12 protein-coding genes are annotated in these 14,622 nt (G+C 29.4%); 10 read left to right on the plus strand and 2 right to left on the minus strand.

What is annotated here, in order from left to right:
• The first annotated feature begins 150 nt into the window (after positions 1-150).
• On the plus strand, positions 151-798 hold the full coding sequence (locus HMPREF2578_RS06290; protein ID WP_070508319.1) for a metal-dependent transcriptional regulator: 648 nt from the start codon (positions 151-153) through the stop codon (positions 796-798).
• A gap of 41 nt (positions 799-839) precedes the next feature.
• Here HMPREF2578_RS06290 and HMPREF2578_RS06295 read toward each other — a convergent pair whose 3' ends face one another.
• Positions 840-1,583, minus strand: a complete 744-nt coding sequence (locus tag HMPREF2578_RS06295; RefSeq protein WP_019834901.1) for a M50 family metallopeptidase — start codon at positions 1,581-1,583, stop codon at positions 840-842.
• Positions 1,584-1,761: 178 nt separating this feature from the next.
• Here HMPREF2578_RS06295 and tarA point away from each other — a divergent pair, with 178 nt between their 5' ends.
• Positions 1,762-2,520 (plus strand): N-acetylglucosaminyldiphosphoundecaprenol N-acetyl-beta-D-mannosaminyltransferase TarA, encoded by a 759-nt coding sequence (gene tarA, locus HMPREF2578_RS06300; RefSeq protein WP_017176017.1) that lies wholly within the window; start codon positions 1,762-1,764, stop codon positions 2,518-2,520.
• 47 nt (positions 2,521-2,567) lie between these two features.
• On the opposite strand, the gene tagH is transcribed toward tarA, so the two are convergent.
• Positions 2,568-3,362 (minus strand): teichoic acids export ABC transporter ATP-binding subunit TagH, encoded by a 795-nt coding sequence (gene tagH / locus HMPREF2578_RS06305; RefSeq protein WP_017176016.1) that lies wholly within the window; start codon positions 3,360-3,362, stop codon positions 2,568-2,570.
• Between the two features lie 314 nt (positions 3,363-3,676).
• On the opposite strand from tagH, the gene HMPREF2578_RS06310 reads away from it, so the two are divergent.
• The 8 genes from HMPREF2578_RS06310 to HMPREF2578_RS06345 all read left to right on the plus strand — a co-directional run bounded on the left by HMPREF2578_RS06310 (position 3,677) and on the right by HMPREF2578_RS06345 (position 14,594).
• Positions 3,677-4,489, plus strand: coding sequence for an ABC transporter permease (locus HMPREF2578_RS06310; RefSeq protein WP_017176015.1), 813 nt, complete (start codon positions 3,677-3,679; stop codon positions 4,487-4,489).
• Between the two features lie 222 nt (positions 4,490-4,711).
• Positions 4,712-5,806, plus strand: a complete 1,095-nt coding sequence (gene tarB, locus HMPREF2578_RS06315; RefSeq protein WP_025987151.1) for a teichoic acid glycerol-phosphate primase TarB — start codon at positions 4,712-4,714, stop codon at positions 5,804-5,806.
• Positions 5,803-6,867 carry a glycosyltransferase family 2 protein gene (locus HMPREF2578_RS06320; RefSeq protein ID WP_017176013.1) on the plus strand — a complete coding sequence of 355 codons (1,065 nt, stop codon included), beginning with the start codon at positions 5,803-5,805 and terminating at the stop codon, positions 6,865-6,867. The genes tarB and HMPREF2578_RS06320 overlap by 4 nt, the downstream gene beginning before the upstream one ends.
• Positions 6,868-6,972: 105 nt before the next feature.
• Positions 6,973-7,371 (plus strand): glycerol-3-phosphate cytidylyltransferase, encoded by a 399-nt coding sequence (tagD, locus tag HMPREF2578_RS06325; RefSeq protein WP_070508320.1) that lies wholly within the window; start codon positions 6,973-6,975, stop codon positions 7,369-7,371.
• Positions 7,372-7,677: 306 nt separating this feature from the next.
• Positions 7,678-9,405 (plus strand): ABC transporter ATP-binding protein, encoded by a 1,728-nt coding sequence (locus HMPREF2578_RS06330; protein ID WP_070508321.1) that lies wholly within the window; start codon positions 7,678-7,680, stop codon positions 9,403-9,405.
• Positions 9,406-9,559: 154 nt separating this feature from the next.
• Complete coding sequence (locus tag HMPREF2578_RS10860) at positions 9,560-11,731, plus strand: bifunctional glycosyltransferase/CDP-glycerol:glycerophosphate glycerophosphotransferase (protein WP_079118803.1); 2,172 nt, start codon at positions 9,560-9,562, stop codon at positions 11,729-11,731.
• 282 nt (positions 11,732-12,013) lie between these two features.
• Positions 12,014-13,246 carry a NupC/NupG family nucleoside CNT transporter gene (locus HMPREF2578_RS06340; RefSeq protein WP_070508322.1) on the plus strand — a complete coding sequence of 411 codons (1,233 nt, stop codon included), beginning with the start codon at positions 12,014-12,016 and terminating at the stop codon, positions 13,244-13,246.
• Between the two features lie 514 nt (positions 13,247-13,760).
• Complete coding sequence (locus HMPREF2578_RS06345; protein WP_070508323.1) at positions 13,761-14,594, plus strand: YitT family protein; 834 nt, start codon at positions 13,761-13,763, stop codon at positions 14,592-14,594.
• The last annotated feature ends 28 nt before the right edge of the window (positions 14,595-14,622 follow it).

Here is a 14,622-nt window from a genome sequence, read left to right on the forward strand (position 1 = left end):
ACTCGCTATGTCTTAGGTTTTTTTAGTATAAATGGAAGGTTTAAAATTGAAATTTAAGATGTATTCCTCTTATTGTAAGATGATAGAAGACAACTACATTACTCAACCATTCGTGATACAATAAGATGAAACTGTTTATGAGGTGAAATCATGTTAACTGAAGAAAAAGAGGATTATCTCAAAGCAATTCTAACTAATGGTGGTGATAGCGCTTTTGTTTCAAATAAAATACTATCTCAATATTTAGATATAAAACCACCTTCTGTAAGTGAAATGGTAAATCGTTTAGAAAAAGCTGGATTTGTTGAAACTAAACATTATAAAGGGGTAAAACTCTCTAAAGAAGGTCTCTCTCATACACTCGATATTATAAAAAGACATCGTTTATTAGAACAATTTTTAATTGAAGTGTTAAATTATAATTGGGAAGAAGTACATCAAGAAGCGGAAATTTTGGAGCATAAAATTTCTGACTTATTTTTAGAAAGGATAGATAAACTGTTAAATTATCCTGAAACTTGTCCGCATGGAGGAATTATTCCAAGAAATTATATTTATAAAGAAAAGTATAATGACTCATTACTTGAATATGATGAAGGAGACATAGTAAACATTAAACGTGTTCGCGATAGAACGGATTTACTTGTTTATCTATCCAGTAAGCATATTTCAATTGGAGATAACATTGAAATAGTATCCAAAGATAAAACCAATAAAGTCATGATTATAAATAATAATACAACTATGACGATTCTAAGTTATGATAATGCAATGAATATATTTGTAGAGAAAAATTAAACAAACCGTCATCTATTCAATTTGAATATGATGAGCCGTTTTTAAATCATAAATTTGTATATTAAATATAAAGAGAAACCGTTAATCATAATCCAAAATAGACTATAAAATAATGTTGGTAAATGTGTCAATTCAGCTAAAGTATTACCATCCCAATGTGTTTTTACTCTTTGGAAAGTCAATAATATAATTGTCCAACTAGATTGCAAAACTTCTCCTAATAGGACACCTAAGATAAGATGGCATAGGAGGACTACGATATAAAAAATCATAAATTGATTATTGTCTTGCAATAAAAAATACAATAATGAAATTAAAATGATTAAAACGATAATGGGAGACAATTTTCGAGATGTTAAAATAAGGTAATACATAAATATCAAACTATATAAGATTAAAAATAAGCTTGGATAGTTAAAATGAATGGTCCAAAAACCTATCATTAACATGATTGGTGGCATGACATATCCACCTAATGTCGTAATACATTGTCCAGTAACTGATTTAGATTGTGTTATTGCATAGCCTTGTTGTAACGTTTCTTTACGTTCACTAGGGCGTACAACAATGACAAGATCTTTAGCATGCCCCCCACTTAACTTATTAAATAGAATGTGACCCATTTCATGAGTCAGTACTGGAATATAATTTAAGTAAATATCTAAATATTGACTAAAAGAACAATGTCGATTTTGATGAATAATTATATAAAATATTGCTATAATAATGACTAAATAAATATTTAAGATAACAGTCGTAGTTAAAAATTGTTGCAAATAATCCATAATCAACCTCACGTTAATAGTATGACTTCTATTATAAATCATTAAGATAAACTGGACCTTTAGACTTTAGACGTATTTTTGAATACAATGATAAAAATAATATATGATGAATAAGTTGAGGTTATTATAAATTCATTACAACATATAAAGAGGGTAAGAAAGCAGGGAGTTAACGTAAATGTATAGTTCAAAAAAGAAAAAAAACGATAAAGTAGATATATTAGGCGTACAATTCGATAATGTGACAATGTTGGATATGGTTGAAAATATTAAACATTTTTTTGAAAATAATACAAATGATAACTTGTTTATTGTAACTGCTAATCCTGAAATCGTAGTGTATGCTTCTGAACATGTAACCTATAGAAAGCTTATAAATAGTGCAAGTTATATCATTGCGGATGGTACAGGTGTAGTTAAAGCTTCTAATAGATTAAAACAACCATTAAAGCGACGTGTACCAGGTATTGAACTTATGGAAGAATGTATTAAATTTGCACACGAGCAAAGTCAAAAGGTATACTTGTTAGGATCAAAAAATGAAATTGTTGCGCAAGCACAACATAAATTACAACAGAAATATCCTAATGTTACTTTTGAGTATCATCATGGGTATATTGATCTGTCAGATGAAACTGTAGTGAAAAGAATTCAACGTTTCAATCCTGACTATTTGTTTGTTGGAATGGGCTTTCCAAAACAAGAAGAATGGATTCAAAAAAATGAAAGTAATTTTAAGCATACAGTAATGATGGGGGTAGGTGGCTCGTTAGAAGTGTTTAGTGGTACTAAAAAAAGAGCGCCCCGTCTTTTTAGGAATTTAAATATTGAATGGGTATACCGATTACTTATTGACTGGAAGCGAATAGGTCGTATAAAAAGTATTCCTAAATTTATGTTTAAAGTTTGGAAATTGCAGAATAAGAAGAAAAAATAAAAGAGGATGAGACTTAAGCCTATGAATCGCTTAGGTCTCTACCTCTTTTACTTTACAACAAACCGTTTTTCATCAAGTTGTTGTCTAAATGCTTTTTGATCTTTTTTAGATTTTTTCTTAAAATCTTTTAAAAATTGCTCATATTTAGGTAACACTGTATCTAATTCACCAAATTCTTTTAGCTTTCCACCTTCAATCCAAGCGATTTTAGTACAGAATTCACGCACTTGTCTGATATTATGACTTACAAAGAAAATCGTTTTATTTGCTTCTTTAAACTCATATATTTTATCTAAACATTTTTGAGTAAATGTTTGATCGCCAACAGATAGTGCTTCATCGATAACTAAAATGTCAGGATTAATCGTTACATTGATAGAGAAACCAAGTTTCGCACGCATACCGCTTGAATAGTTTTTAACAGGTTGATAAATGAATTCGCCAAGCTCACTAAATTCAATAACTTGAGGCATAAGTCTTTTAATTTCTTTCTTTTTAAACCCCATACAAAGCATTTTAAATTCAATATTTTCAATGCCCGTCAGTCTCCCATTTAAACCGGCATTAATGGCGATGACACTTACTTCACCATGACGATCTATATTTCCAGAACTTGGAGATAATGAACCACCAATCATATTGCTTAACGTGGATTTTCCTGAACCATTTATACCTACTAAACCAATCACATCACCTTCATAAGCAGTAATAGACACATCATTTAAAGCAAAGAAGGTTTTGTTTTTATTTTTAGGAATTAACGCATCTTTGATACGTTCTTTATTATTGCGATATATTCGATATTCTTTTGTCACATGATTTATGTTAACAGATACGCTCATGATTTTTCCTTTCTTATGATTTATTATATAGATTATAATACATCACTCAATAGTTGTTAAATTTATTAACCTAGTGTAAAGTGTATATGAGATTTTGTATCTTTTTTGTAAACAATATATTAATTTTACTTTCTTTTCTGAATTAAATCTATCCTAATAAAATTTTCGACGAATAAGTTGCGTAAATATATAATGGATTTATATGAATCATTTTAAACGTTGATTTAGAAATTTTATAATAAAACGATTTTAATCAGTAGTTAAAGAAATTAAAAGCCATTATGAATTTACAATTGAAAGTGTGGTTTATTTCAATGTCGGCAGTAGGAACTGTTTTTAAAGAACATATAAAAAACTTTTATTTAGTGCAACGACTTGCACAATTTCAAATTAAAATAACAAATACAAATAATTACTTAGGTATGGCTTGGGAATTACTTAACCCAGCACTTCAAATTATGGTGTATTGGTTTGTCTTCGGTATGGGAATTCGTAGTAATCAACCGATACATGGCATTCCATTTATTTTATGGTTACTAGTAGGAATTAGCATGTGGTTCTTTGTTAACCAAGGTATTCTTGAAGGTACGAAATCAGTATCTATGAAGTTTAACCAAGTAGCGAAAATGAATTTTCCTTTATCAATTATTCCAACTTATATCGTAACAAGTAAATTTTATGGCCATATTGGCTTATTAGCACTTATTATTGCAATTTGTATGGGAAATGGTATTATGCCGTCTATCCATATTGTACAATTGTTAATTTACGTACCACTAACATTTTTCTTTGTGGCTTCTGTAGCACTTTTTACTTCAACACTTGGAATCATTGTTCGTGACACACAGATGATTATGCAAGCATTACTAAGAATTTTATTCTATATGTCTCCTATTTTATGGATACCAAAAGATACTGGAATTAGTAGCGTAATTAATGACATTATGAAATTTAACCCTGTATACTTTTTAGCTGAGTCTTACCGTGCAGCAATTTTATTCCATCAATGGTACTTTATTGAACATTGGAGATTACTTCTTTATAATATTATTATTATTTTAGTATTCTTTGTATTAGGGTCTATATTACATCGTAGATATCGAGATCATTTTGCAGATTTCTTATAAAATGTGTGCTAGATAAATCAATACTTACATTTATTAGTAGAGAGCCTGAAATGTATTAGATTGCATTTCAAGCTCTTTAGTATATATATCATGAATAAATATAAAATATCGACGATGTCGATAGAGATGTATGTGAAAAGGATAAGGAGTAGAGACAAAATCAATGTATTTCTGTCCTACTCTTTCTTTATAAATTATTTTATTAACGAGTAAGGGGATTAAATGATGACAAGAGTAGTGATAAAAAATATTTATATGACACTTATTACTATCGTAAACCAAATTTTTAGATTTAAACGACTAAAATCGAATCATATTGCGATTTTAATGACATTTCCCGAAGACGTTATGCCAATAATTGAGCAATTAAATCAGAAAGGTTATGAATTAACAGTCATTGCTAAAGAAAAAGAATGGGCTAAGCTAAAGCAATTTAAAAATGTATCTTTTGTTCCTGCAGGAAATAATCATATAGTGAGACATATCAAGACGATAAGTACAGCAAAAGTGATTGTGATTGATACATATTATCTTATGCTCGGAGGGTATCATAAGAAAAAAGGACAGACCATCATCCAAACATGGCATGCTTCAGGTGCTTTAAAAAATTTTGGTTTAACGGATCATCAAGTAGATTTAAATAATAAAAAAATGGTTCAACAATATAAAAGCGTTTATAAGGCTACTGATTATTATTTAGTCGGTGGAGAAGAGATGAGTAAATGTTTTGAAAGTGCTTTTGACGCTAAGCGCACTCAAATGCTTAAGTTGGGTCTACCTCGATTAACCAAATATTTTAAACTAGACCTTAAGACGGAGCAAAAAAAGTTAAAAAAATATTATAATATTCCTAATAAATTAGCATTATATGTGCCTACTTATCGTGAAAATCAAATGGATAATCGTCAAATTGATAAAGTATATTTTGAAAAGCAATTACCCAACTATACTCTCATTAATCAACTTCATCCATCAATCCCTAATAGTGAGCATATTGCGCCAACATCAGAACTAATAATGATGGCTGATATTATTATTAGTGATTATAGCTCTCTACCAATAGAAGCTAGTTTACTCAATAAGCCTACATTATTTTATGTATTTGACGAAGAAGAGTATGAAGAGGTACGTGGATTGAATCAATTTTATCGCGATATTCCAACATTTTATAAAGTGAAACATATAGATGAATTAGTGACTAAGATTAAATATAATGAAAAAGAAATAAAACCATTATTTAAAAATTGGCATAAATATAATAGTGAAAAAAGCTTAGAAAACGTATTGAAATTTATTGAAAAGTTGGTGAAAGAATGAAATTAGCGGTTATTATTCCAGTATACAATGCTGAAAATACAATTCGAAAAGCAGTTAAATCGATTGATACAACACATGACGTAGAAATTATTTGTATTAACGATGGATCAACAGATCGTACAAAACAAGTGTTAACTGAATTGCAAAAAGAAGTTAAACATCTCATTGTTTATCATCAAGACAATCAAGGAGCGGCAAAAAGTAGAAATATGGGTCTTTCTGCAATGTCAGATGATATCGATGCGTTTATGTTCTTAGATGCAGATGATCAATTTTTACCTGGAAAAATGGATCAAATGATTCAATATTATGAAAAAAATGAGCATCTAGATATTGTGATTGGGCAAATCGGTAGAGGATTGAATGGCGACTGGAAAGTTATTCCAACACACGAAGACATTCATCGTGAAGCAATAGTTTCTTTAGCAGAAGCGCCAGAAATACTTCAATCTATTGGACCAGGTGGCAAGTTATTCAAAGCTAAATTTAATACACTAAGATTCGATGAAGATGTAGTATTTTGTGAAGAACATACATTTGTCACTCGTGCTTATTTAATGGCAAGGGATATCCAACTAGTTCCTTTTATAGTATATGGATACAATGAGCGAGAAGGTTCTATTACAGATCAACGTGCAGATACGTTTATATCTTACTTAGAAGATGCTAGAAAAGTTCGATGTGAAGTCATGGATATGTTATTACTTGTCAACGAAAAAGCATATTATAGTTATCGAATGGATGACTTAATTGTCAGCTATCTCATTCAAGCATATTTAATAAAATACAGTAAAGTGACACTTCAAATTATAGACAAAATCACTCAATATATCAGAGATATGCAACATACAAATTATTCTGGAGAAGCGTTGTTTAGAATAGTACAAGCCGTAGAGCAAAGTGCGACTCATTGGACACGTGAGACCTATGAGTTATGGAGACATACACTTATTGATGTAGGAATTGGGAGACCTGGTTTTTTACGTTTTCAAGCACAAGTAATGCCTAAAAAATTAGCATTCAGTGGAAAGCAATCATTGAAACGTATAATGAATAAGTAAATGAGAAAGGGTCTGGTCAATATAAAATTAATGGTATGTTAAATATATTTATGCTAAATTAAGATTATTAATTAATGTTAAATATTTGTAAAGGAGAAAGGAAATATGAGAAGAGTCATTACATATGGTACATATGATTTATTACATTATGGTCATATAGAATTACTAAGAAGAGCTCGTGAAATGGGTGATTATTTAATTGTAGCTTTATCTACAGATGAATTTAACCAAATTAAAAATAAAAAATCTTATTATGATTTTGAACAACGTAAAATGATGTTAGAATCTATTCGTTACGTTGATTTAGTGATTCCAGAAGATGGATGGGGTCAAAAAGAAACAGACGTTGATCGTTATGATGTTGATGTGTTTGTTATGGGCCATGACTGGGAAAGTCAATTTGACTTCCTAAAAGACAAATGTGAAGTTGTATACCTAAAACGCACGGAGGGTATTTCAACAACTAAAATTAAACAAGAGCTATACGGAAAAGATGCAAAATAATAATGTATTGAAGGCATATATAAACGCCTTAGAAGTTTAGCTATGTCTCAATCTTTGATTAAATCAAGTAGATAACAATAATTTGTTTGATTTGACTCATCCTTTTGGGAGTGAACAGTGAATTCAAAACGAATTCTAGGGCACTCCTATTTTTATGTAATAAAACATTTTAAATAAAATGCTATACTAAGAACAATCAATCAAATTACCAGTTAAAATACATTTTAATGTACATTTAAATTAGGATAAACACTAAATATAATATCAAAAATACAAATACAAATTGATGATTAAAGAGGTTTATTTATGAAACAACACAATCCATTATTTTTTCTATTTAAACGATTGTCTTGGCCTTATGGTTTAATAATAACTGCTGTTATCATTTCTTCGTTAGGAAGTCTTAGCGGATTATTGATTCCACTGTTTACAGGTCGCTTAGTAGATAAATTTTCTACTAATAATATTAATTGGAATATTGTCGTTCTATTTGCAAGTATATTTATCATTAATGCATTACTTAGCGGTTTAGGTATTTACCTCTTAAGTAAAATTGGAGAAAAAATGATTTATGGTATTCGTTCATTATTGTGGGAGCACATGATTAAACTGAAAATGCCATTTTTTGACAAAAATGAAAGTGGTCAGTTGATGAGTCGTTTAACTGATGATACTAAGGTCATTAACGATTTTATCTCTCAAAAATTACCACAATTACTACCAGCTATTATCACATTGATTGGTTCTATTATTATGCTGTTTATTATGGACTGGCAAATGACTTTACTGACTTTCATAGCTATTCCAATATTTATGGGTATTATGATTCCACTTGGAAGACGTATGCAAAAAATTTCAAAATATACCCAAGCAGAAATTGCCAATTTTAGTGGGTTATTAGGTCGTGTATTGACAGAAATGCGTTTAGTAAAAATTTCTAATACTGAACAAAAAGAATTAAATAATGCACATTATAACTTAAATGAAATATATAAATTAGGTTTAAGACAAGCAAAAATAGTAGCGATTATTCAACCTATTTCAAGTGTAATTATGTTATTAATGATAGCCATTATTTTAGGATTTGGTGCCATTAGAATTGCTACTGGTGCTATTACAGCAGGTGCTTTAATAGCTATGATTTTTTATGTGATGCAGTTATCTATGCCGCTTATGAACTTATCTACACTCGTTACTGATTACAAAAAAGCTGTAGGCGCAAGTCAACGTATTTATGAAATTATGCAAGAACCCGTGGAACCGATGGAACAGTTAAAACCCATTGCTAATATCAACATTGAGAATGGAGCACTTGAATTTAATAACGTAGAATTTAAATATGATGTAAAAACGATTCTTGATCATGTATCATTTCGTATACCTCAGGGCGATATTAGTGCGTTTGTTGGTCCTTCAGGTTCTGGGAAAAGCACTATTTTTAATTTAATTGAACGTATGTATGATATCGATAATGGTGATATTACATATGGTAATGAAAGTATTTACGATATTCCAATTACAAATTGGCGTAGCAAAATTGGATATGTCATGCAGTCAAACTCTATGATGACAGGAACAATTCGAGATAATATCTTATATGGTATTAACCGTAATGTCTCTGATGAAGAACTAATTAAATATGCAAAACTAGCAAACTGTCATGACTTTATTATGCAATTTGATGAAGGATACGATACATTAGTGGGCGAACGTGGATTAAAACTGTCCGGGGGGCAACGACAACGTATTGATATCGCTAGAAGTTTTGTGAAAAATCCAGACATATTGTTACTTGATGAAGCTACTGCAAATCTTGATAGTGAAAGTGAACAAAAAATTCAAGAAGCTTTAGAAGTATTGATGAAAGGTAGAACAACAATAGTGATTGCACACCGTCTGTCTACGATTAAAAAGGCAGGTCAAATTATTTTTATTGATCAAGGACGTGTGACAGGTGAAGGTACACATGACGAATTAATGAAATATCATGAGAAATATCATCAATTTGTGACTACACAAAATTTAAATAAATAATGGATGTCGAACATCCAAATATCACGATGATAAAGTAATCTATAATTTTACAGTGTAGATGAAAAAATCTTAGACTGATAAGATATAGTTAGTACACAAACACATTGCTTAAAAATTAATTGAATAAACATAAATAAAATTGGAGAGAATGATATTGAATAAACTATCAATAATTATTACATATTTTAATAGTGAAGAATATATTGAAGATTGTATTAATAGCTTAAAAACTCAAAGGAATCAAGATTTTGAGATCATTATTGTAGATGATGGTTCTACGGATCATTCAACACAAATCTTAAATAAAACGTTAGCATCTTATGATAAAGATGTGACGTTTATTCAACTTGAAACAAATACTGGTCATGCACATGCTAGAAATATCGCTTTAGACTTAGCAAAAGGTCAATACGTGATGTTTTTAGATGCGGATGATCAATTAGCCTCATATGCTATTGAATATTATTTAAATCATATTAATGGTTTAGATACATTAATTGCACCGGTACACAAATTTACAATGCAACGTCCTCAATATGTAGATAAAGATAAGATACGTTTGCAGTATCGATCACATCATTCATATCCTAATTCAATTTTACGAAAAGAAACTGCATGTAATATTTTATTTAGAAATGCAATTATTAAAGCACATGACATTAAATTTAATGAAGATTTAAGCATTTTTATTGATAATTCATTTGTATTAGATTATCTGAAATATGCTGAACATTTTGTTAGAATTGTTAATTTTCCGTTTTATTATCGTGGTGAAGTATATGATCCATTTAATGGTAATACATTAAGTGATCAAGATTTTATTGATAAATTTGAAGACTATACAAATAGTTTCTTTGATGCTATACAAAGAACTACAAATAAAGAAGTTAAGAAATTTTTAGTCCAAAGAATGAAAAATGAAATTAAAAAAGGTTTTGATCCTTCGCTTAGAGATATTAAAGCAAGATATATTGCTTTAGAACACACTCTAGTTAAAGTAGTAAAAGCACTAAAATGGAATATCATTAAAGATGGTAAGTTGTTATATAATCTTGAAATCATGTTTTTATCTATGGATGACATTGAGAATGCAAGATATGTGAATGAATTACGTAAAAAAACACGTTTATTTAAAAGTATTCTAACAAACAATAAAATGAAAGAACGTGCTAAATATCAACTTACTGATAATGAAAATATGGTAGATCCACATACGATTATATTTGAGTCATTTGGTGGTAAAAATTACAGTGATAGTCCAAAGTATATATATGAATATATGCAACAACACTATCCACAATATAAATATATTTGGGTCTTTTCTAAGCCTAATAACAATATTATTCCTGGAAATGCAACTAAAGTGAAAAAAGGATCCAAAGAATATTATGAGGCTTATGCTAAAGCGAAATACTGGATTTCGAATGCTCGATTACCATTGTATTTAAATAAAAAAGAGAATCAAATGTATATTCAAACTTGGCACGGTACACCGTTAAAACGTTTAGCAAATGATATGAAAGTGGTAAGAATGCCAGGAACAACAACAGCAAATTATAAAAAGAATTTTTATACAGAAGCATCTCGTTGGAATTATTTAGTATCTCCAAACCGTTATTCTACGGATATCTTTAAGTCTGCTTTTTGGATGAATGAAGAAAGAATTTGGGAAATTGGCTATCCAAGAAATGATGTATTAGTTACAAGACAAAATGATACTGAGTATATAGAACAAATTAAAAAAGATTTAAATTTACCAAAAGATAAAAAAGTCATTATGTATGCGCCAACTTGGAGAGATGATGAATTCGTTAAAAAAGGTCAATATTTATTTGATTTGAAAATAAATTTAGCTAATTTAAAAGAGCAAATTGGAGATGACTATGTCATTTTACTAAGAATGCATTATCTTATTGCAAATGCATTAGATCTAACTGGATACGATGACTTTGCTATTGATGTTTCAAATTATAATGATATTTCAGAATTATATTTAATATCTGATGCGCTTATTACTGACTACTCGTCAGTGATGTTTGATTATGGTATTTTAAAACGTCCTCAATTTTTCTTTGCTTATGATATCGAAAAATACGATAAAGGTCTTCGTGGCTTCTATATGAATTATATGGAAGATTTACCAGGAGAAATTATTACAGATGAATTTAAACTTGCTGAAGAATTAAAACATTTAGATACACATAAAGAAAAATATAAAGATAAAATTGAAGCGTTCTATAATGATTTTTGTTCAATTGAAAAAGGTCAATCTTCTAAATTTATAGCAGACTATATTCATAATGATATTCATGAAAATGAATCATAAAATCAAATGACATAAAGAATGGGAAAAATTTACTTTGAATTCGTTTTCCCATTCTTTTTCTATATAACCGTATTAAGTTTAAATGGTATTTATGATAAATAACATCAAAAAAGAAAAATAGACAATTATTTTATTAAATATGTTATTTTAACGAACATTTTCTCGTGGTATAATGTTAAATGTATTTTTTACAGAACATTAGTTGTTATTTTATGAAAATAGTACGGTTCTATTTAAGGGTAATGTGATACATATTAATTTTAAAATGTGGGTAGGTGTCTTATGTTTTTACTAATAAATATCATTGGATTACTTGTGTTTTTAGGAATAGCAGTTTTATTTTCTAGTGATCGCAAACATATTCAATGGAAGTCTATATTAATCTTAGTTCTTTTAAATGTATTCTTAGCATGGTTCTTTGTATATTTCCAAATTGGAAGATCGATTGTTGAAGGTTTAGCAGCTGCCATTGCTTGGGTTATTCAATCAGCTCATACTGGAACAGGTTTTGCATTCAGTAGTTTTACAAGTGGTAAACAAATGGATATGGCAGTGAGTGCATTATTTCCAATTTTATTAGTTGTTCCACTATTTGATATTCTTATGTATTTTAATATTCTTCCTAAAATTATTGGAGGAATTGGTTTTGTACTTGCGAAAATTACACGTCAACCTAAATTTGAATCATTCTTTGGTATCGAAATGATGTTTTTAGGAAATACAGAGGCGCTTGCAGTCTCTAATGAACAACTTAAGCGTATGAACGAAATGCGTGTATTAACAGTTGCAATGATGTCAATGAGTTCTATTTCTGGAGCTATTGTAGGTGCCTATGTTCAAATGATTCCTGGTGAATTAGTGTTAACGGCGATTCCTTTAAATATTATTAATGCAATTATTGTCGCTTCTATTTTAAATCCTGTTACTGTTGAAGAAAAAGAAGATATTATCTATAGCATTAATAATGATGAAAAAATTGAACGTCAACCTTTCTTCTCATTTTTAGGAGATTCAGTATTAAATGCAGGTAAATTAGTATTAATTATTATCGCTTTTGTTATTAGTTTTGTCGCGTTGGCTGATTTTTTAGATCGTTTTATTAATTTGATTACTGGATTAGTAGGCAGTTGGATGGGTATGAAAGGTAGTTTTGGTTTAAACCAAATCTTAGGCGTCTTTATGTATCCATTTGCTTTATTGCTTGGCTTACCATGGGGTGAGGCATGGATAGTGGCACAACAGATGTCCAAAAAAATCGTTACAAACGAATTTGTAGTTATGGGTGAAATTACAAAAGTAATTGACACATATAGCGCACATCGTCGTGCAGTGATATCAACATTCTTAGTTTCATTTGCAAACTTCTCTACAATTGGGATGATTGTTGGTACATTAAAGGGTATAGTTGATAAGAAAACATCAGATTTTGTTTCAAAATATGTACCGATGATGTTATTATCAGGTATTTTAGTTTCACTACTTACTGCAGCATTTGTTGGTTTATTTGCATGGTAAGGTATTAAAATTTAAATCATTTTATAGTCAACCATTAGGAGTGAACATTGAATTCGAAAAGAATTCTATGTCACTCCTATTTTTATTATTCATTTTATTGCATGATAAAAACCAAGCATGCAAAGTGAGGAGACACTTTATATACTTGGTTTTTATGGGAAATGAATATTAATGTACTTGTAACGGTAAGGACTAGGTACTGTCACAGTACTTCGAGCAAAATTTGTTTTGTTACTATAAACAACACAAAGGAGATAACTTCTTGTAATTAAGAAGTTATACATAGTATAGCAAACTAATATTTATAAGTAAACGAAAAATTCAGAAAATTTCCACGTATTTTTTATTAGTACATTAGATTTAAAGATGAATATGTATCTTATTTAAATTAAATCTTTATATTTTAAGATATTTAAAATTTATTAATACATTTATTTTTAAAAAGCATATTGTAGGGAATGATGAGACTATGCTAACATTTTAATCGTTATAGTCGTAAAAGGAGTGAGTGTTTTTGAACAAAAATATAAAAAATATACTTTTAGTTATACAAGGCTCTTTTATCTTTTCAGCAGGAGTCAATGCATTTATTATATCAGGTAATTTAGGTGAAGGTGGCGTCACAGGTATTGCTATTGTATTATATTACGCTTTTCATATTTCACCAGCGCTCACTAACTTCATTGCTAATGCAATATTGATTGTTATTGGGTATAAATTTTTAAGTAAAAAAAGTACGATATTAACAATTATTGCTACTGTACTTATTTCTGTTTTCTTAAGTCTTACAGAATCATGGCACGTAGAAACAGGTAATGTCATCATCAATGCAGTATTTGGCGGCACAAGTGTTGGACTAGGTATTGGAATAATCGTTTTAGCAGGTGGCACTACAGCTGGAACAACAATATTAGCAAGAATAGCTAATAAATACTTAGATGTTAGTACAGCATACGCATTATTATTTTTTGATTTAATCGTAGTAGCCATTTCTTTAACAGTACTACCGTTAAGTAAAGCATTGGTAACTGTGATTTCACTTTATATAGGCACGAAAGTAATGGATTATGTTATAGAAGGACTTAATACAAAAAAAGCAATGACAATTATTTCTAGCAAACCTGAAGAGGTAGCTAAGGCTATTGATGAACAAGTTGGTAGAGGCCTTACTATATTGAATGGACATGGTTATTATAGTAGAGAAGAAAAAGACGTTTTGTATGTTGTTGTAGCTAAAACTCAAGTAACTCGTGCCAAACGAATTATAAAAAAAATAGATAAGAATGCTTTCTTGGTTATTCATGACGTGCGTGATGTTTATGGAAATGGTTTTTTAATCGATGAATAAAAAAGGGCCCTAAAAATTTGAGGCGTTT

The sequence above is a fragment of the Staphylococcus sp. HMSC072H03 genome, from assembly GCF_001809305.1.
In the GTDB taxonomy this organism is placed as follows: Bacteria; Bacillota; Bacilli; order Staphylococcales; family Staphylococcaceae; genus Staphylococcus; species Staphylococcus hominis.

Bases quoted from the DNA above. Each gene is read 5' to 3' on its own strand.
- HMPREF2578_RS06340 (WP_070508322.1), top strand. From the start codon at position 12,014: ATGTTTTTACTAATAAATATCATTGGATTACTTGTGTTTTTAGGAATA.
- HMPREF2578_RS06310 (WP_017176015.1), top strand. From the start codon at position 3,677: ATGTCGGCAGTAGGAACTGTTTTTAAAGAACATATAAAAAACTTTTAT.
- HMPREF2578_RS06295 (WP_019834901.1), bottom strand. From the start codon at position 1,583: ATGGATTATTTGCAACAATTTTTAACTACGACTGTTATCTTAAATATT.
- tarB (WP_025987151.1), top strand. From the start codon at position 4,712: ATGATGACAAGAGTAGTGATAAAAAATATTTATATGACACTTATTACT.
- HMPREF2578_RS06290 (WP_070508319.1), top strand. From the start codon at position 151: ATGTTAACTGAAGAAAAAGAGGATTATCTCAAAGCAATTCTAACTAAT.
- tagH (WP_017176016.1), bottom strand. From the start codon at position 3,362: ATGAGCGTATCTGTTAACATAAATCATGTGACAAAAGAATATCGAATA.
- tagD (WP_070508320.1), top strand. From the start codon at position 6,973: ATGAGAAGAGTCATTACATATGGTACATATGATTTATTACATTATGGT.
- HMPREF2578_RS06330 (WP_070508321.1), top strand. From the start codon at position 7,678: ATGAAACAACACAATCCATTATTTTTTCTATTTAAACGATTGTCTTGG.
- tarA (WP_017176017.1), top strand. From the start codon at position 1,762: ATGTATAGTTCAAAAAAGAAAAAAAACGATAAAGTAGATATATTAGGC.
- HMPREF2578_RS06320 (WP_017176013.1), top strand. From the start codon at position 5,803: ATGAAATTAGCGGTTATTATTCCAGTATACAATGCTGAAAATACAATT.